Source organism: Frigoribacterium sp. CFBP 8759 (assembly GCF_014841655.1).
Taxonomy (GTDB): domain Bacteria; phylum Actinomycetota; class Actinomycetes; order Actinomycetales; family Microbacteriaceae; genus Frigoribacterium.
The window spans coordinates 445,307-463,329 of sequence record NZ_JACYUH010000003.1; the positions used below are offsets into that span (position 1 = coordinate 445,307).

The 18,023-nt window shown below is 73.1% G+C and carries 18 protein-coding genes; 12 read left to right on the forward strand and 6 right to left on the reverse strand.

Translation table 11 applies throughout. The features are described 5' to 3' along the window. Positions 1–19: 19 nt before the first annotated feature. Positions 20–670, reverse strand: coding sequence for an NAD(P)-dependent oxidoreductase (locus IFT79_RS12260; RefSeq protein WP_056046768.1), 651 nt, complete (start codon positions 668–670; stop codon positions 20–22). A gap of 62 nt (positions 671–732) precedes the next feature. On the opposite strand from IFT79_RS12260, the gene IFT79_RS12265 reads away from it, so the two are divergent. From IFT79_RS12265 to IFT79_RS12280, 4 genes are all read left to right on the forward strand, one after another. After that, a complete protein-coding gene (locus IFT79_RS12265) occupies positions 733–1,335 on the forward strand; it encodes a TetR/AcrR family transcriptional regulator (RefSeq protein WP_056046766.1) in 603 nt (200 codons plus the stop codon). A 74-nt stretch (positions 1,336–1,409) separates the two neighbouring features. Beyond that, on the forward strand, positions 1,410–2,642 hold the full coding sequence (locus IFT79_RS12270) for a DUF2254 domain-containing protein (RefSeq protein ID WP_192124443.1): 1,233 nt from the start codon (positions 1,410–1,412) through the stop codon (positions 2,640–2,642). A gap of 727 nt (positions 2,643–3,369) precedes the next feature. Next, positions 3,370–3,801 (forward strand): LexA family protein, encoded by a 432-nt coding sequence (locus IFT79_RS12275; protein ID WP_143048573.1) that lies wholly within the window; start codon positions 3,370–3,372, stop codon positions 3,799–3,801. After that, the gene (locus IFT79_RS12280; protein WP_192124445.1) at positions 3,794–5,113 is read left to right on the forward strand and encodes a Y-family DNA polymerase; all 1,320 of its coding nucleotides are present in this window, start codon (positions 3,794–3,796) and stop codon (positions 5,111–5,113) included. The genes IFT79_RS12275 and IFT79_RS12280 overlap by 8 nt, the downstream gene beginning before the upstream one ends. Here the strand turns inward: IFT79_RS12280 and IFT79_RS12285 are convergent. Next, positions 5,100–6,464, reverse strand: a complete 1,365-nt coding sequence (locus IFT79_RS12285) for an MFS transporter (RefSeq protein ID WP_192124447.1) — start codon at positions 6,462–6,464, stop codon at positions 5,100–5,102. The two genes, IFT79_RS12280 and IFT79_RS12285, sit on opposite strands and share 14 nt — an antisense overlap. After that, positions 6,461–7,006 carry a winged helix-turn-helix domain-containing protein gene (locus IFT79_RS12290; RefSeq protein WP_192124449.1) on the reverse strand — a complete coding sequence of 182 codons (546 nt, stop codon included), beginning with the start codon at positions 7,004–7,006 and terminating at the stop codon, positions 6,461–6,463. Before IFT79_RS12290 ends, IFT79_RS12285 begins: the two co-directional genes overlap by 4 nt. Before the next feature lie 348 nt (positions 7,007–7,354). Between IFT79_RS12290 and IFT79_RS12295 the strand changes: the two genes are divergently transcribed. Beyond that, positions 7,355–8,284 carry an acetamidase/formamidase family protein gene (locus IFT79_RS12295; protein ID WP_192124451.1) on the forward strand — a complete coding sequence of 310 codons (930 nt, stop codon included), beginning with the start codon at positions 7,355–7,357 and terminating at the stop codon, positions 8,282–8,284. A gap of 206 nt (positions 8,285–8,490) precedes the next feature. Beyond that, positions 8,491–9,060: a manganese efflux pump MntP gene (locus IFT79_RS12300; protein ID WP_192124453.1), complete on the forward strand. Its 570-nt coding sequence runs from the start codon at positions 8,491–8,493 to the stop codon at positions 9,058–9,060. Between the two features lie 48 nt (positions 9,061–9,108). On the opposite strand, the gene IFT79_RS12305 is transcribed toward IFT79_RS12300, so the two are convergent. Beyond that, positions 9,109–10,614, reverse strand: coding sequence for a serine hydrolase (locus tag IFT79_RS12305; protein WP_192124455.1), 1,506 nt, complete (start codon positions 10,612–10,614; stop codon positions 9,109–9,111). A 53-nt stretch (positions 10,615–10,667) separates the two neighbouring features. Beyond that, entirely contained in the window at positions 10,668–11,717 is a 1,050-nt protein-coding gene (locus tag IFT79_RS12310; protein WP_342211841.1) for a DMT family transporter, read from the reverse strand. 92 nt (positions 11,718–11,809) lie between these two features. Here IFT79_RS12310 and IFT79_RS12315 point away from each other — a divergent pair, with 92 nt between their 5' ends. The 3 genes from IFT79_RS12315 to IFT79_RS12325 all read left to right on the forward strand — a co-directional run bounded on the left by IFT79_RS12315 (position 11,810) and on the right by IFT79_RS12325 (position 13,489). Continuing rightward, positions 11,810–12,385 carry a CGNR zinc finger domain-containing protein gene (locus tag IFT79_RS12315; RefSeq protein ID WP_082460336.1) on the forward strand — a complete coding sequence of 192 codons (576 nt, stop codon included), beginning with the start codon at positions 11,810–11,812 and terminating at the stop codon, positions 12,383–12,385. Between the two features lie 90 nt (positions 12,386–12,475). Then, positions 12,476–12,961, forward strand: a complete 486-nt coding sequence (locus tag IFT79_RS12320; RefSeq protein WP_173151509.1) for a MarR family winged helix-turn-helix transcriptional regulator — start codon at positions 12,476–12,478, stop codon at positions 12,959–12,961. An 87-nt stretch (positions 12,962–13,048) separates the two neighbouring features. Next, entirely contained in the window at positions 13,049–13,489 is a 441-nt protein-coding gene (locus IFT79_RS12325; RefSeq protein ID WP_056046752.1) for an OsmC family peroxiredoxin, read from the forward strand. 113 nt (positions 13,490–13,602) lie between these two features. On the opposite strand, the gene IFT79_RS12330 is transcribed toward IFT79_RS12325, so the two are convergent. Next, positions 13,603–14,661 carry a magnesium and cobalt transport protein CorA gene (locus IFT79_RS12330; RefSeq protein ID WP_056046751.1) on the reverse strand — a complete coding sequence of 353 codons (1,059 nt, stop codon included), beginning with the start codon at positions 14,659–14,661 and terminating at the stop codon, positions 13,603–13,605. 570 nt (positions 14,662–15,231) lie between these two features. Here IFT79_RS12330 and IFT79_RS12335 point away from each other — a divergent pair. From IFT79_RS12335 to IFT79_RS12345, 3 genes are all read left to right on the forward strand, one after another. Beyond that, positions 15,232–16,206, forward strand: coding sequence for a D-isomer specific 2-hydroxyacid dehydrogenase family protein (locus IFT79_RS12335; protein ID WP_056046749.1), 975 nt, complete (start codon positions 15,232–15,234; stop codon positions 16,204–16,206). Between the two features lie 109 nt (positions 16,207–16,315). Then, the gene (locus IFT79_RS12340; RefSeq protein WP_192124457.1) at positions 16,316–17,263 is read left to right on the forward strand and encodes an aldo/keto reductase; all 948 of its coding nucleotides are present in this window, start codon (positions 16,316–16,318) and stop codon (positions 17,261–17,263) included. A 114-nt stretch (positions 17,264–17,377) separates the two neighbouring features. Continuing rightward, the gene (locus IFT79_RS12345) at positions 17,378–18,013 is read left to right on the forward strand and encodes a hypothetical protein (protein ID WP_056046745.1); all 636 of its coding nucleotides are present in this window, start codon (positions 17,378–17,380) and stop codon (positions 18,011–18,013) included. Positions 18,014–18,023 lie beyond the last annotated feature (10 nt).

The following is an 18,023-nucleotide window of genomic DNA, read 5'->3' on the forward strand; positions in this document are numbered from 1 at the left end:
CAGCCGCACCGGTGGTCGATCAGCCCCGCCGGTAGCGGCTGCCGTCGCAGGTGTGGACGGCCGAATCATCGAAGAGCAGCCGCAGGTCGTAGGCGGCGCAGTCGGCGAACGTGCCGATGCTGATGAACGAGGAGGAGCGGTGCAGTTCGCCCTTGGACGGGCCGTCGGAGCCGATGCCGGCCCGGTGGACCATCCACTCGACGTCACGGGCGTCCTGGTCGAGGTAGCGCATGACGGCCTCGTTGTCCTCGTGCTGGCCGATGTACGCGCGGGCGATCGTGCTGCGGACGATCCGCAGCACCGGTGCGAGGGGCTTGCCCGGTGCCGCGCTCAGGCCCCCGGCCTGGTACAGGAGTCGCCGCGTGCCGCTGCGGCGCATGGCGGGGACGAGCGCTCGGACGAAGGTCGCGTTCACCTGCCGCTCGCGTTGGGCGGCCGCGTCCCCGACCATCATCACGACGGCGTCGACGCCGCCGAGCAGGGCGTCGAGGTCGAGGTCGTCGTCGAGGGAGCCCTGGACGACCTCGAGGTCGTCGTGCTCGATCGCGAGCTTGCCGGGCGTCCGCGCGAGAGCGCGGAGTCGATGCCCGGCGTCGAGTGCCAGTCGCGTGAAGTGCTGCCCGGTCTGCCCCGTGGCGCCGAGCACGAGGAGGGTGCGTGGAGTCGTCATGGCCTCAATCTAGGCGGTGTCTAGTATCTAGTCAATGACTAGTCGGGGATTAGGATCGAGGCATGACGCAGCGGCCCTTCCACCACGGGAACCTGCGCGCCGTGCTGCTGGACGAGGCGATCGAGGTCGTGCGCGAGTCCGGCGTCGACGGCCTCTCGCTCCGCGACCTCGCCCGTCGGGCCGGGGTCAGTCACGGTGCCCCCCGGAGCCACTTCGTCGATCGGCAGGCGCTGCTCGACGCGCTCGCCGGAGCCGGGTTCGAGCGGCTCACCACCGCGGTCCGACGCGCGCTCGACGGCGGGGGAGGTCGGACGGAACGCCTCCATCGCGTCGCCCGGGCCTACGTCGACTTCGCCGTCGACGATGCCGCGCTGATGGAGCTCATGTTCCAGACCAAGGTGACGACGAAGCCCGAGGCCGTGCACGAGGCGGCGGGCACCCTCTTCGCCGTCCTCGACGGAGCCCTGGGGCCGACGGAGTCCGAGGCGTCCGGTGACGAGTCGCGCGACCACTTCAAGATGCTCTTCGCGGCGACGATGCAGGGGATCGCCTCGCTGGTCGCCTCCGGCCGCATCGAGCGCCCCCTCGGGGACCGCCTGGTGGGCACGGCCATGGACACGATGCTCGACTCCGACCTCGGACGGCGCGTGGTCACGACCCGCTGATCGGCGGGGGCGTCGGTGGCGGCGTCCTCCCCTCCGGCGGTGCCCGGCGGGAGGCACCGTCTACGCTCGGCGGCATGCTGTCGTTGACCCGCGTGCGGGAGTCGTTCTGGTTCCTGCCCGCCGTGTTCGGGCTCGTCGCCGTCGTCCTCGCCGAGGTGTTGGTGACGGTCGACAGGTCCCTGCCGACGACGGTGACCGAGGGGCTGCCGCTGCTGGGTGCCCTCAGCGCCTCCGGGGGACGGTCGTTGCTCTCGGGCATCGGGACGTCGATGCTGACCGTGGCCGGGACGTCGTTCTCGATCACGATCTCGGTGCTCGCCACGACGTCGTCGACCTACGGCCCGCGACTCGTCCGCAACTTCATGGCCGACCGTGCCAACCAGTTCGTGCTGGCGACCTTCACCTCGACCTTCCTCTACTGCATCGTCGTGATGCGCACCGTCCACACCGAGGTCGACGACACCAGCGCGTTCGTCCCGGTGATCGCCGTCCACGTCGCGGTCCTGCTCAGCGTGTTCGACGTGGGGGTGCTGGTCTTCTTCATCCACCACATCGCCGGTTCGGTGCAGATCACCTCGTTGCAGGCGCGCGTGCTCGACGACCTCCGGGCCGTGACCGACGTCGTCTACCCCACGAGCCCCGCCGACGACGTCAGCCAGGAGGCGCGGGTCCGGTCCTCGGCGGACGGTCCGCTCCCGGCCGACGCGGCCGTCGTCCGTGCCGACGCCGACGGCTACGTGCAGACGGTCGCGTGGGAGGCGCTCCGACGCGTCGCCGTGCGCGAAGGCCTCGTCGTCGACGTCGTCGCGATGCCCGGCCGGTACGTGATCGTGGGGGACACGCTCGCGGTGACCAGCGCCTCCCCGGGGTCCGACACGGTCCGTGAACTGCGACGGGCGACCACCCTGGGGCCCGCCCGGACGCCTCACCAGGACGTCGGGTTCGCCCTGCAGCAACTCGTCGAGATCGCGGTGCGAGGTCTCGCCTCGGGGAGCAACGACCCCTACACCGCGGTGAGCGCGCTCGACATGTCGGCCGGAGTGCTCGTCCCGCTGTGGCGTCGGGGCGAGCCCGTCACGGCGCTGCTGGACGACCGGGGTGCACCCGCCGTCCTCGTCACGTGGCCGTCCGTGGAGGCGCTCGTCGACTCGCTGTTCCACACCGTCCGCACCTACGCCCCCGACCAACCGGCCGTGCTGGCGGCCGCGCTGCGCCTCGTCGAGCGGCTCGACGAGGTGGCCCCGTCGGCCCGCGCCGGTCGACTGGTCGATCACGGGACCGCCCTCCGGGACGCCCTCGCCGGCTGAGGCTCCCGCCGCCGACGACCGCACGCGCCTGCGTGCCGGGGGGCGGGGCTCGGCAGTGCGGACGTGCACGTCGCGTCGTGACCGTGCCGTGCGCTCGGGTCGTCACGCACTCGTGTCGGCAACTCCGGGCTGGTGCCGCAGCGCCGAATCCCGGGCCCCGAGTCCCGGGGCTCGCGCAGCTCGGTGCGACACCAGGCAGGAATTGCCCGCACCGCGAGGCGACGCGCAGGGCGGGTTGAGCGGGGCGCCAGGGTGGCGGCGGGGCGTGCCGGGGGTGCGGGCGGGCTCGGCTCCGGTCGGGACCGCGCGTCACCATGATCCGCGTCGGCAACTCCGGGATGGTGCCGCAGCGCGAATACCCGGGCCCGGAGGCTCGGGGCCGCCGCGGAACGTCGCAGCACGAGGCAGGAATTGCCCGCACCGCACCGCACCGCGTGGCGACGCGCAGGGCGGGGTGCCGGAGTGCCGGGGCGGCGGGGGGTGGCCCGAGGTGCCGGGGCGGGACGTCGTGCCGGTGGCGCGGCACTCGTGGGGTCGGTGGTCGCGGTGGTGCGGCACCCGCGGGGTCGGCGGTCGCGGCGGGGCGGCCGTCCCGGCGCGGAGCGCGGTGTCGGTGGTCTGACGTAGCGTCCTCGGTGGGAGGCGTGATGAGAGACCACCGGCAGTCGTCCGTGCGAACCGGCGTGCGCCTCCTCGGCGACCCCCGTGCCGGGTGCGAGGGCACACGGTGACCGCCGTCATCGGCCCCGTCGGGGGCGACGAACGTCCCGACCACCTGTTGCCGCAGCAGGCCGCCGAAGCCGTCCACGCCGGTTTCCCCTCTCCGGCGCAGGGCTACTACAACGGGCCGGTCGACCTCAACCGGCACCTGATGCGCGACCCCACCGCGACGTTCCTGGTGCGGGTCAGCGGCGACAGCATGACCGGCGCCGGCATCTTCGACGGTGACGAGCTCGTCGTCGACCGGGGGCTCGACGCCCACGACGGCCACGTGGTCGTCGCGGTCGTCAACGCCGAGCTCACCGTCAAGCGCCTCTCGTACCGGCAGGGGCGGATGGTGCTCAGCCCCGAGAACCCGGCCTACCCCGAGATCGTGCTGTCCGAGCTCGACGAGGCGACGATCTGGGGCGTCGTGACGAGGTGCCTGCACCGTGTCTGAGTCCGCTACGACATCCCGGTCGACCGCGTCCGAGCGCAGCGTCGCCATCGTCGACGCCAACAACTTCTACGTGTCGTGCGAGCGCGTCTTCAACCCGGCCCTCGAGGGGCGGCCGGTGGTCGTGCTGTCGAACAACGACGGCTGCGTCATCGCCCGTTCGCAAGAGGCGAAGGCGCTGAACGTCGACATGGCGGCACCGTGGCACAGCATCGCCCCGATCGCGGCGATGCAGGGCGTGGTCGCGGTGTCGAGCAACTACGAGCTCTACGGCGACATGTCGGCGCGGTCGGCCGAGATCCTGAGTCGGTACACCAGCGACCAAGAGGTGTACTCGATCGACGAGTCGTTCATCGAGCTGACCGGTTCGCTCGACGACACGATCGACCAGGCCCGCGAGATCCGCCGCGCCCTGCGCAAGCTCATCGGGCTGCCCGTCAGCATCGGCATCGCCCCGACCAAGACCCTGGCCAAACTCGCCAACCGGGGGTCCAAACAGAACGCCGCCCTCGCCGGCGTCTGCCACCTGGGCAGCTACGCCCCCGAGCAGCAGACGGCGATCCTCGCGAGCGTCGACGTCGGCGACGTCTGGGGCATCGGTCGCCGGACGGCGAAGAAGCTCGCGCCGCTCGGCATCCACACCGCGGCCGACCTCCGCGACGCCGACGCCGCCCGCATCCGCACGCGCTTCGGCGTCGTGCAGGCCCGGGTGGTCCACGAGCTACGAGGCGTCGACTGCCTGCCGATCGAGCAGGTGCAGCCCGACCGTGAGCAGATCTACCACTCGCGGTCGTTCGCGGTGCCCATCACGACCGTCACCGAGCTCGAAGAGGTCCTGTCGGTCTACACGCAGCGAGCCGCGGCCCGGTTGCGCGGGCAGGGGTCGTTGACGCGCATGATGCGGTGCTTCACCGCGACCTCGCCGTTCTCCGACAGCGCCGCCCACACGAACCACTCGGTGTCGGTGGCGTTCCCCGAGCCCACCGACGACGCCGCCCTGCTGTACCGCTCGGCCATCGCCGCCCTCGGGCCGCAGCTCGAACCCGGCAAGCGCTACGTCCGGGCGGGCGTCACCCTGATGGAGCTCACCCCCCGTGACGAACACGCGAGCCTCGACGTCTTCGGCGAGGCCGACGCGGCACCGCCCGCCTACGGCGCGGTCATCGACCGCATCGCCGGCAAGTTCGGCGAGGACACCCTGGGGCTCGGCATCGCGGGTCTCCGCCACCGTCGCGGGTGGTCGATGAAGCGCGACATGGTGTCGCCCCGCGCCACCACCCACTGGGACGAGTTGGCGACCGTCAGGGCTCGGTGACCCGTGGGCGCACCTCGTCGGTCGTCAGTCGGCGGACGCCCGGCGTCGACACGGCCGCGAGGGTCGCCGCCACGATGATCGCGGCGCAGACGATCAGCGTCGGTCGCGTGCCGACGTGCTGCGCCGCCGGCCCCGCGAACACCTCGCCGAGCGGCACGGCCACGAACGAGCCGACCATGTCGTACGAGTAGACCCGGGCCAGGGAGGCGCGGGGCACGTGGCTCTGCAACGACTGGTCCCACGAGATGGCGAAGATCTCGAGGGCGACGCCGCCCAGCAGGAAGGCCACCACCAGCGCGGGCACCACCGGAGCCAGTCCGAGCGTCGCCACCGGCACCGCCGTCACGGCCATCAGCCCCACGCCCACGGCGAGGCCGTGCCGGGGCCGCCAGCGCAGGGCGACGACGGCTCCGAGGCCGAGGCCGACCGTCTGGGCCGCGACGACCAACCCCCAGGCCGCCCGCCCGAACGACCCGTCCGCCACGACGGGGCCCAGCACCGTCGTCGCCCCCACGAACGCGGCGTTCAGCACCGCGAACTGCGCCACCACGATCCAGACCCACGAGCGCCGGGTGAACTCCTGCCACCCCTCGCGCAGATCGGCGATCACCGACGGGCCCGAGCCCGGGCCTGAGCCAGCGCCCGCCCCAGCGCCCGCCCCCGCCCCCGCGCCCGCGCCCGCGCCGGAGCCGACCCCGCCGCGCGACGGGCTGCCGGGCCGGACGGGCAGCCGCAGCCGAAGCCGCGAGTACAGCACGCCCGCGAGGGCGAAGCCCGCCGCGTCGACGGCGAGGCCCCAGCCCGGACCGACCACCGCCACGATCCCCGCCCCCGCCGACGCCCCGACGACGCTGCCGCCGTTGAGGCCGAGGCGCAGCAGTGCGTTGGCGGGCCGCAGCAGGGCGTCGGGCACCGTCTCGGGCACGAGGGCCGCCGCCGCGGGCAGGCTCACGGCCGCGACCGCCCCGTTCAGCACGCTCAGCACGACGAGCAGCGGGATCGTCGCCGACCCCGAGACGACGAGCGAGGCGACGACGGCCTGCGTCCCGGCGGCGGCGAGCGACGTCCCGACGAGCACGACGTCGCGCCGCAGCCGGTCGGCGATCACGCCGCCGAAGAGCAGCACCGCGACGTTGGCGATCGACCGGGCCGCGACGACCAGGCCGAGGTCGGCCGCCGACCCGGTCAGGTCGAGCACGGCGAACGCGAGGGCGATCGGGGCGACGGCGTTGCCGAGCACGCCCGTCGTCCGAGCCGCGAGCAGCCAGCGGAACGGGCCGTGCGCGAGGGGACCCCGGCGGTCGTGAGGGGCCCGGCGGACCGAGGAGGCGCCTCCTGCGTCCCCGGTCACGGTCGCCTCATCGGGAACAGGGCGGCCGTCATCGACACCGGGTTCGTGCCGGGCGTCCGGGGGCGCTGCGCGGCCGCGTGCAGGAGGGCGGAGGCGTGACCCACGTGGCGCACGACCCGCTGCCAGGTCTCGGGGTCGACCCAGAGCTCGGCGTCGGTCGAGATCTGGGGGCCATCCGCCCGCCGCGGGGAGCGGCGACGCAGCTCGTCGGCCAGGGCGTCGACGTAGCGGGCGCGTTCGGCGTCGGTGTCGGCGTCGGTGTCGTCGTCGGTCCCGTCGACGGAGGGCGGGACGACGGGGAACGGCTGCGCCGACGACAGGTGCCGGTAGCGCTTGGCCTCGCCGCCGCGGATCGTGACCACCTCGACGACCTCGACGAGACCCACGCGCTCGAGCACGCGCAGGTGGTAGCTCGCCGTCGCCTGCGACAGCCCGAGCTCGCGACCGGCTTCGGCGGCGCTCATCGCGACGCCGGTCAGGAGCGACAGGAGGCGCAGGCGGATCGGGTGGGCCGTGGCGCGGAGTTCGTCGAGTGCGGACATGCGGCCATCGTGCAGGCCGAGGCATCCGACCGTCAAACGGGTCTTTGGGGGTCGTCGCCGCCACCGCCGACCGGATGGTCGACGACCTCCATCCGGGTGAGGGACGCCGAGGGGGTTCGCGCTACTTCGAGGTCGCGAGCCCCACGAGAGCGGCCGAGATGAGGCCGGCGCCGACGACCGAGATGGCGATGATGAGGACGTGGAAGAACAGGACCATGGGGGCGTCGGTCTCTCTGTGAGCAGGTGGGGCGGGGTCTGGGCGGAACAGGGCTCCATCGTACCGACGGCCCCTGGGCGCGGCACGTCCGGCGGGGTGTCGGTGTCGGCGTCGCGGCCTACGCTCGGACGATGACGACCCACCGCCTCGACCCCCGCACCGACACCGCCCACGAGGTCTTCTCGCGCGACCACGCCCCCGTGCTGACGATCGACCCCGGTGACACGGTCGTCGTGCGCTCGCTCGACGCATCGGGCCACCTCGAGCCGCAGACCGTGCCCGGCGAGGTCACCCCGTACCTGTTCCCGACGCGGCGGGGTCACGCCCTGACCGGTCCGATCGCCGTCCGCGGGGCACGACCGGGTGACATGCTCCAGCTCGACCTGCTCGCGCTCACCCCCGACGACTGGGGCTTCACGGTCGCCGCGGCCGCCGACACCCCGATCACCCGCCACCTCGGCCTGGTCGACGCCGAGGCCGCCTGGCTGCTCTGGAGCATCGACCGCGACGCCGGCACGGCCACCGAGAGCCGGGGCCTGCGTCGACGGATCGCGCCCTTCCTCGGCGTCATGGGACTCGCCCCCGCCGAGGCCGGAGAGCACTCGACCATCCCGCCCCGCACCTCCGTGGGCGGCAACATCGACTGCCGTGACCTCGTCGCGGGCACGACCCTCTGGCTGCCGGTGGCGGTCGACGACGCCCTGCTCTACCTCGGCGACGGGCACGCGGCCCAGGGCGACGGCGAGGTCGGTGGCACCGCGATCGAGACCGGCATGACGACGGAGGCGCGGGTCGGCCTCGCCACGGACCGCCCGCTCTCGACGATCCACGCCGAGACCCCCGAGGCGCGCATCACCTTCGGCTTCGACGCCGACCTCAACGTCGCCAGCGGCGACGCACTCGCCGCGATGGTCGAGTGGATGCGTCAGCTCTACTCGCTCGACGCCGCCACGGCGCTGGCCTTCGCCAGCACGGTCGTCGACCTGCGCGTCACCCAGGTCGCCAACCGCACCTGGGGCGTGCACGCCGTGCTGCCCCGCGACGTGCTCGTCCCCGCCTGAGCCGCGCCGCGCCTCCTGACCGTCGGCCGGGGGAGGCATTCGGCGCGCGACGCCCCGCGCGACGGTTCGCCGACACCACGGATTCGGCGCGCCGAATACCTCTGATCAGGGCTTTTCCGGCCGAGGAGGCGCGTCGAGCATGGCAGGATCGTCAGGTTCCGAGACAGCGGTGTCTCCACCCGACCGTCTCGAAAGGCGCTGCCCCCATGTCGTTCTGGGCCCTCTTCCTCATCGCGCTGGGCGTGTCCGCCGACGCCTTCGCCGTCGCCCTCGGCAAGGGCCTGCACATGACGCGGTTCAACGCTCGTCATGCCGTCGTCATCGCCGTGACGTTCGGCGCGTTCCAGGCGCTGATGCCGCTGCTGGGCTGGCTGCTCGGCTCGACGTTCGCGCAGTACATCGCGCCGTTCGACCACTGGGTCGCCTTCGGACTGCTCGCCCTGATCGGCGGCAAGATGCTCTACGAGGCGTTCTCGTCGGGCGAGGACGACGAGAAGGACACCGACCGGCTGAACCTCCGCGAACTCGCCGTGCTCGCGATCGCCACGAGCATCGACGCCCTCGCGGTCGGGGTGACCCTGGCGTTCCTGCCGGTCTCGATCGGCTGGGCGGTCCTGCTGATCGGTGTGACCACCACCGTCCTGACCTTCGTCGGCGTGCTCGTCGGGCGCCGGGTGGGTGCGAGGTTCGGCAAGCCGGCCGAGATCGCCGGTGGCGTGATCCTCATCCTCATCGGCGTGAACATCGTGCTCGAGCACACGGGCGTCCTCGGCTGAGTCGTGCGCCGACCCAGCCGGGTCGGCGCCTCGGAGGCGCGGGTCGCGTCAGTCGCGCGGCATGCGCAGCTGCGCCAGCGCGGGTGCGTGGAGCGGCTGGGTCTCCCACAAGGCCGTGAAGGTCCCGTCCGACTCGTCGAGCGTGAAGTGCAGGCGGTGCGGCGTCTCGAGGAAGACGAGGTCGACGTGCAGCAGGTCGGCCGACCGGGTGGCACTCGCCGCGACCGGCGCGGCGGAGCCGGCGCCTGAGCCGGCCCCGCCGACCGAGCCGTCGGTGACGACCCAGTCCTCGGCCTCGACCCGGACCACGAGGCGGGAGTCGCCCTCGACGAGCGTGAGCGTCGTCGCGGCGTCGGCCGAGGCGCGCAGGTCGACCAGGGTGAGGTCGGGCTGGTCGTTGCCGTCGGCCGCGGTGAACGACACGAGCCGGTCGGTGCCGGGGGAGTCCTGGTCGCCGTCCCGCGCCTCCTCGTCCGCCGGCCGGACGGGTGCGGCGTCGTGCTCGGTGGGACCGGCGACCCCGGACAGTGCCAGGTCGGCGAGGCGCGACGCCAGGGCGGCGTCGGCCGGGGCGTCGCCGGCGCGCGCCGCGTCCGTGCCGAAGGCGGGAAGCAGGTGCGCCCACGCCGCGTCGAGCACGGCCTGCATGTCGAGCGACTGGCCGGTCAGGGCGAGCACGACGTCGTGCTCGGGCAACACGACGGCGAACTGCCCGTAGGCGCCGTCGCCGCGAAAGCCGTGGCGGGCCATCCAGAACTGGAACCCGTAGCCCTGCGCCCAGTCGGGGTTCGACTCGCCCGCGTTCGAGACGTGCGAGCGCGTGGCCTCGGCGACCCACTCGCGCGGCAGCAGCTGCACGCCGTCCCACTCGCCCTGCTGCAGGTGGAGCTGGCCGAGGGCGGCGATCGCGTGGGTGGTGGCGTGCAGTCCGCTGAAGCCGAGCTCGCGGCCGGACGCGTCGCGCTGCCACCCGACCTCGCCGATGCCGAGCGGGTCGAGCAGGCGTGGTCGCAGGTACTCGCTCAGCGGCTGGCCCGTGACGCGCTGCACGATCGCGCCGGCGGCGAAGGTGCAGGGCTGGTTGTAGGCGAAGACGGTGCCGGGCTCGTCGTCGGGCGGCGTGAGCAGGAAGCCCCGGACGACGTCGACCGGGTCGACGGCGAGCGCACGGTCGAGGGTCTCGGCGCGGTGACCGCTGGCCATCGCGAGCACGTGGCGCACGAGCATCGAGCGGCTGCGCGGGTCGGTGACCTCGTCGTCGAGTTCGGGGAAGTGGCCGAGCACGGTGTCGTCGAGCCCCATCAGGCCCTCGGCCACGGCGAACCCGACGGCCGACGACGTGAAGCTCTTGCTCAGCGAGTAGAGCAGGTGGGCGCGGTCGGCCGAGTACGGAGCCCACCAGCCCTCGGCGACGACCTGCCCGTGGCGCAGCAGCATGATGCTGTGCGGCTCGACGCCGGCCGTGGTCTCGAGGGCGTCGACGAACGCGGCGATGCCCGCCGCGTCGACGTTCTGGGCGGAGGGCGTGCTGCGCGGCAGCGTCGTCGGAGTCACCCCTCGACCCTATGCCCGGCCCCGGAGGCGCGGGTCAGGTCGGGTCGAGAGGGTCAGGAGGCCCGGGTCGTGTCGACGACGGGCGGCTCGGCCACCGCGTCGCCGAGGGGCGTCTCGGCCACGGCGTCGGCCACGACCACGGCCTCGCGGGTGCGTTCGGCCCGGACGAAGCCGATGCCGACCACGATCAGCAGGCCGCCGCCGAGTTGCAGCGGGGTCAAGGCCTCGCCGAGCAGCAGCCAGGCGTAGAGCGCGGCGGCCGCCACCTCGAGCAGGCCGACGAACGACGCCAGGCGGGAGCCGAGCATGCTGCTCGCCGTGATGCTCGTGGCGTACGCGACCGCGGTGGCGACGACGCCGACCACGAGCATCGGCACCCACCACGGCACGATCGCGTCGAACAGGGGCACGTCGGCCGCGGAGGTCGTGAACGGCACGAGGCCGGTCAGTCCCAGCAGTCCCAGCAGCCCGGCGCCGACGAGCAGGCCCGAGGCCGCCAGGGCGACCGGGGGCAGGTCGCCGCTCGGCCGGGCGGCGAGCACGAAGTAGGCGGCGCAGCAGACCATCGCCGCCCCCGCCAGGGCGAGCCCGACGGGGTCGAGGGCCACGCCTCCGCTCGGGGCGACGACCAGCAGGAGGCCCGCGAAGGCGATCACGGAGCCCACGAGCACGACGGCCTGCGGGACGCGTCGCGAGGTCGCCCAGGCCACACCGACGAGCAGCAGCGGAGCGAGGTACTCGACGAGGATCGCCGTGCCGACCGGGATGCGCACCACCGCGGCGAAGTAGAAGACCTGGGTGCCGGCGACCCCGACCACCGCCATGCCGAGCACGCGCCACCGGGCACGCCAGATCGGACCCAGGCGGCCCCGGAGGGCGAAGAGGGCGACGGGGGCGAGCACGACCCCGCCGATCAGGGCGCGGACCGTGACGGCGGCCACGGGACTCCAGCCCGACTCGAGCAACGGCTTGACGAACGGGCCCGAGAATCCGAACGAGGCGGCGGCCAGCAGGGCGACGAGCAGGCCGGCGGTGGTCGAGGCGGGGCGCCCCGCGGCGAGGGGTGTCGTCGCGATCGTGGTCGTGGTCGCACCGGTGCTCACGAGGACTCCTTGTGTCAGGGCCGTCGTGCACAATGGGTGCTGACTCGCCGTCTCTGTAGCGAGCGTAGGACCGCCTCTGACAAGGAGTCAACTTGCATTTCGCCCCTGACACCGAAGACGTCCTCGAGTTCAACGTCGCCCTGGTCAACACCGGTGCCGGCGCGAGTCGGTCCGGTGGCGACGAGCTCTCGACCCGTGCCGAGCTGACGGCCCTGCTCGACTCGTTCGCCTTCTCGGGCCGCTTCGACCGGGACGACGCCGAACTGGCCTCGGTGCAGGGCGTCCGGGCCGAACTGCGACGCATCTGGACGCTCGAGCGCGACCTGCTCGCCGCCGAGGTCAACCGCATGCTGGCCGACAGCGTCTCGTCGCCCCGGCTCGTGCGACACGACGCCCTCGACTGGCACCTGCACGCGACGAGCGACGACGCGCCCCTCGCCGACCGCATCCGCGTCGAGTCGGCCCTGGCGCTGGTCGACGTCATCCGCACCGACGAGACCGGCCGGCTGCGGGCCTGTGCCGCGGAAGACTGCGACGGGGTCTTCGTCGACCTGTCGCGCAACGGGTCCAAGCGGTTCTGCAGCGTCCGCTGCGGCAACCGCGTCAACATGATCGCCTTCCGGGAACGCCGGGCCGACGTCGACCGAGGCGGGTTCGACGTCGACTGAGGCGGGTTCGTCGCCGCCCGTCCCGCGTCACGCGGGGGGGCCATTGGTTGTGCACAACCAAGTCGTGCGCGACGTGCTACAGTCGCCGACATGACGACAGCAGCCGAGACGACGACCCCGGGCCCGGCGCCCGTGCTCGACGAGCAGATCTGCTTCGCGCTCTACAACGCCTCGCGTGCCGTCACGGCGCGGTACCGCGACCTGCTCGCGCCGCTCGGCCTCACCTACCCGCAGTACCTCGTGCTGCTGGTCCTCTGGCAGGGCGGCCCGACGACGGTCTCCGAGCTCGGTCACCAGCTGCAGCTCGAGTCGGGCACGTTGTCGCCCCTGCTCAAGCGGCTCGAGGCCCACGGCCTGGTCACGCGCACACGCTCGGCCTCCGACGAGCGCACCGTCGACGTCGCCCTGACCGACGCCGGGGTCGCGCTCCGCGAGCAGGCCGCCGGCTTCGCCGACCAGATCTGCGGCGCCACCGGTCTCGAGCTGACCGACCTGCAGACGCTGCGAGCCGACATCGCCGCGCTCGCCGCCGCCGTCCGGGCGAACACGGCCGCCCTCACCGACCAGCACCTCTGACCCGCCTCACCGACCGACTAGAACACCCCCGAACACCCCACCCCGGGCCGACCCCGACGTCGGCCCCTCCACGAAAGAAGGCACCACATGCCCACTCGCACCTCACGCACCGCCTGGAACGGCAGCCTCGAGACCGGCGAAGGTCAGGTCGAGCTCTCGAGCTCGAAGCTCGGCACCTACGACGTCTCGTTCCCCAAGCGTGCCGCCGACGACGCCAACGGCTCCACCAGCCCCGAAGAGCTGCTCGCCGCGGCCCACTCGGCCTGCTACGCCATGCAGTTCTCGGCCGTCCTCGGCCAGGCCGGCGGCACCGTCGAGGCCCTCGACGTCAAGGCCGACGTCTCGCTCGGCCCGGACTCGGCCGGCGGCTTCAAGCTCACCGGCATCGCCCTCACCGTCCGCGGCGAGGTCTCCGGCATCGACGAGGCCGGCTTCCTCGAGGCCGCCCAGAACGCTAAAGAGACGTGCCCGGTCTCCAAGGCCCTCACCGGCGTCGAGATAACGCTCGACGCCGCGCTCGAGGCCTAGGCCCCGACCGCAGCACCGCACCGCCTCGTGAACGCAGGAGGCGCGGGTCACCCGACCCGCGCCTCCTGCGTTCTCCGCGTCACCGGCCCGACGGCGTCACCGGTGCGACGGCGTCAGAGCCACTTCTTCCACTTGAAGACGCCCCAGATGCTCGCGCCGACCGCGACCATGGCGGCGACCGCCATGGGGTAGCCGAACTGCCAGTGCAACTCGGGCATGTGGTCGAAGTTCATGCCGTAGACGCCGCCGACCAGGGTCGGGGCGAACAGGATGGCCGCCCAGCCCGAGATCTTCTTGACCTCGTCGTTCTGCTGCAGGCCGACCTCCGACAGGCGCCGGGTCTCCTCGTTCTGGGCGAGCCCGGCCTCGGACAGGCGCCGCATCTCGTCGTTCTGCGCCTGGGTGACGAGCGTCGAGTGCACGGTCAGCGCGTTCTCGAGCAGGGCGCGGAACGTGTCGGCGCGCTCGCCGATGCGCAACACGTGGTCGAGCACGTCGCGCAGCGAGCGCTGCAACTCGACGTCGACGCCGTACTTGTCCGACCCGCGCAGCAGGTTCTCGAGCATCCCCCGCAGCGGGCTCGTCGCGCGCTGGAAGCTGATCACCTCGCGCAGCAGTTCGTAGATGCGCCGTGAGACCTCGGGGTCGCCGCCGAAGAGTTCGTCCTCGATCTCGTCGATGTCCTTCTCGATGCCGGCGACGACCGGGCCGTAGCCGTCGACCACCTGGTCGAGCACGGCGTAGAGGACGGCCTCGGGTCCGAGGGCGAGCAGCTCGGGGTTCGACTCGAGGCGGCGCCGCACCCGACCCAGGTCGGGGTTCTCGGCGTGCCGGATCGTGATGACGAAGCCCGGACCGACGAACACGTGCACCTCGCCGAACTCGACCGTCTCCTCGGCGTCCAGGTAGCGGGCCGACCGCAGCACGACGAAGAGGGTCTCGCCGAAGCGCTCGAGCTTCGCGCGCTGGTGGCCCTTGAGTGCGTCCTCCACGGCGAGCGGGTGCAGCTCGAACTCCTGCGCGATCGAGCGCACCTCGTCGGGGTCGGCGCGGTACAGCCCGATCCAGGCCATGCCCTGGTGTTCGTGCAGCAGCTCGAACGTCTCGTCGAGGTTCGCCGGGCTGTCGGTGCGGTGTCCCGCGACGTAGATGCCGTTGTCGATGAGTGCCATGGTCTGCGCTCCTGCCGTTCGGGGTGCGACGACCGTCCGTCGAGGGACGATGTCGTACCGGTGGTGGTCACGACAGCCGTGTGGACGACGGGTGTGCGGTGGGGCCGGGGCGACGCACACGGGCGACGAGACGACACCGGGGTGTCGGGTCGTCGACGACGTGCGTCGACAGGAGACGTCGGTGCCCGTGGGCCTCGCTCGTGGTCGGTCGGGCCCGGTGCTCAGACGAGCGGGGCGGACGGCGCGATCACGGAGCGATGCCGCGGGGCGCCAGTACTGTCACCAGCCATCGCCGCTCACCTGCCTTCCGTCGTGCTGCCGCCGGGCCCGGTGGGGCCGTGGGCCCGCCTGGGCCGTGGGACAGCGTACCCCCGGGGGCCGCGACCGTCGACCGTCGTGCGACGGGAGCGACGGGGTGGGGTGAGGGGAAGGAGGCGCGTGTCGCCGTTGACCCGTGCCTCCCGCGTCCACGATCGGGTTTCGCGACCTGCAGACGGCGTCACTCTGCCACCGGCTCGACGCGGACACGAGCCTGAGTCGCTTTCGTGACCGGATCGATACGGTGGAGCGATGAGCACCGTCGCTGTCACCGTCCTGCCCTCCGCCTCCGCCACCGCCGACTCCGAGGCGTCGTCCGGTGACGCCTGGGGCGTCGCCCCCGCGACGAGGGCGGTGGACGCGACCGACGCCCGCCTGGTCGAGCTCGGCGACGAGACCGACATGATCGTCCTCGGTGGCCGCGTCGACCAGGACGCCCTGCGCGCGGCGATCGAGGAGCACCCCCGCGTCCGCGTCGTCCAGCTGCCGAGCGCCGGGGTCGACGCCTACGTCGAGACCATGCAGGCCACCGCCCGCGACGGCCTGGTCTTCACCAGTGCCAAGGGCGCGTACAGCGCACCCGTGGCCGAGCACGCCCTGGCGCTGACGCTGGCGACGCTGCGCTCCCTGCAGATCAGGGCCCGCGCCTCCTCGTGGGAGCGCGAGCAGCGCGGCATCTCGCTGAACGGAGCGTCCGTCACCATCGTCGGGGCCGGCGGCATCGGCACCGAGCTGCTGCGGCTGCTGCAGCCGTTCGACGTCGAGGTGACGATGGTGCGCCGCACCGACGAGGCCGTGCCGGGTGCCGCCCGGACGATCACGGTCGACCGCCTGGCGGAGGTCCTGCCGACGAGCGACGTCGTCGTGGTCGCCGCGGCCCTCACCGACGGCACTCGCAGCCTGCTCGGTGCCGCCGAGTTCGCCGCCATGAAGGACACGGCCGTGCTCGTCAACATCGCCCGCGGCCCGCTCGTCGACACGGACGCGCTCGTGACGGCACTCGCCGAGGGGCGGATCGGAGCCGCGGGCCTCGACGTGGTCGACCCCGAGCCGCTACCCGACGGTCACCCCCTGTGGGCCGAGCCCCGTGCGCTCGTCACCCCGCACCAGGCGAACACGAACGACATGACCGAGCCGCTGTTCCAGGCCCGGGTCGAGGCGAACATCCGCGCGCTCGCCGAGGGCGGCGACCCCGAGGGCGTCGTCGACGTCGAGCAGGGGTACTGACCGCGCACCCGGGAACGCCGCGGACCTGGGAACGAACCCGCGCCGCACGCGTTAGACCTGGGTAGTCGCCGCGCCGACCCGACGCGACGTTCGCGAAAGGAACCCCCGCATGCCCCTCGTCGGAACATCCGACCTCGACGTCTTCCCCCTCGCCCTCGGCGGCAACACCTTCGGCTGGACCAGCGACGAGGCCGAGTCGCACTCGGTGCTCGACGCCTTCGTCGCCGGCGGCGGCAACTTCGTCGACACGGCCGACGTCTACTCGGCCTGGGCCGACGGCAACTCGGGCGGTGAGTCCGAGACGGTCATCGGCACCTGGCTCGCCCAGGGTGGCGCCTCGCGTCGCGACCAGATCGTGCTCGGCACCAAGGTCAGCCAGCACCCCGAGTTCCCCGGGCTCGGCGCCGCCAACGTCGCCGCCGCGGCCGACGCCTCGTTGACCCGCCTGCAGACCGACCACATCGACCTGTACTGGGCGCACTTCGACACCGGCGACGACCTCGCCGAGACCCTCGGCGCCTTCGACGCGCTGCAGAAGGCCGGCAAGGTGCGGCACGTCGGCATCTCGAACTTCTCGCCCGAGCGCATCACCGAGTGGGTCGAGATCGCGCGCCGCGAGGGATTCGCGGCCCCGGTCGCCCTGCAGCCGCACTACAACCTCGTGACCCGCAAGTCCTACGAGCGCGACCTGGCTCCGCTCGCCGCCCTGAACCAGCTCGGCGTGACGCCCTACTTCTCGCTCGCCGCGGGCTTCCTCACCGGCAAGTACCAGAGCCGTGACGACATCGCCGGGGCCCGCAGCGGCAACGTCGAGGGCTACTTCAGTGACGAGGGGCTCGACGTCGTGGCCGCCCTGCGCGACATCGCGAGCGCCCACCAGGTCGAGATCGCCACGATCGCCCTCGCCTGGCTGCAGGCGCAGCCCCGCGTCGTCGCCCCGATCGCCAGCGCCCGCACCCTCGAGCAGCTGCCCGCGTTGCTGGCCAGCGCGAGCGTGGCCCTCAGCGCCGACGAGCTCGCCGCCCTCGAGACCGTCTCGGACCGCGTGGCCGAGTAGCGCCTCCCGAACCGACGACCCGCGCCTCCGGGTCCGCCTCGGCCCGCGACGAGCGGGGGAGCGACGGACCCCGGTGGCGCGGTGCGTGCAGCACCGTCGGCGTACGGTCGAGCGATGAGCAGAGCGACCCCCGACCAGCGGTTCCACGGACGCATCGCCGGCTTCGGCACGGAGTCCGGCACGCGCGTCGTCGTCGGGTTGTGGGACCGTTCGCCGCTCGGCCGCTTCGTCGACGTGATGGTCGAGGGGGCGGACGGCCACCGCACGCTGCTGGCGCCGTCGCAGGCCGTGGCCGACTACGTCTCGTCGACCTACACGTTCGACGAGGTGCGCGTGCAGCCCGTGTCGTGGCGCGGCGTCGACCGGACGCTCCGGGTCTCGGCCGGCCCCGACGACGCGGGCGGCGACGTCCTCGACCTGTCGCTCGAGATCGGGCCCGTGTCCGCGCTCGGCTGGCTGCTGAGGCTCGTGCCCCGGGCGTTCGCGACCCGCCCCGGCTGGCTCACGCTGATCGACCCGGTGGCCCGACTGATCGTCCGGGGTGCCCGCACGGCGGGCACGGCCGGTGGAGGTCGTCGCGAGTACTACGGCGTGACTCTGGCCCGCCGCATCGTCGCGGTCGACGCCCGTCTCGACGGTCGCGCCCTCGGGGCGCTGGCCCCGCTCGACCCGCCCGTGCGGTTCGGCTTCGGCTCGGCACCCGCCGATCCCAGCCTCGTCGACGTGACCACCACGATCCGCGAGCGCTGACCCGCCGCGC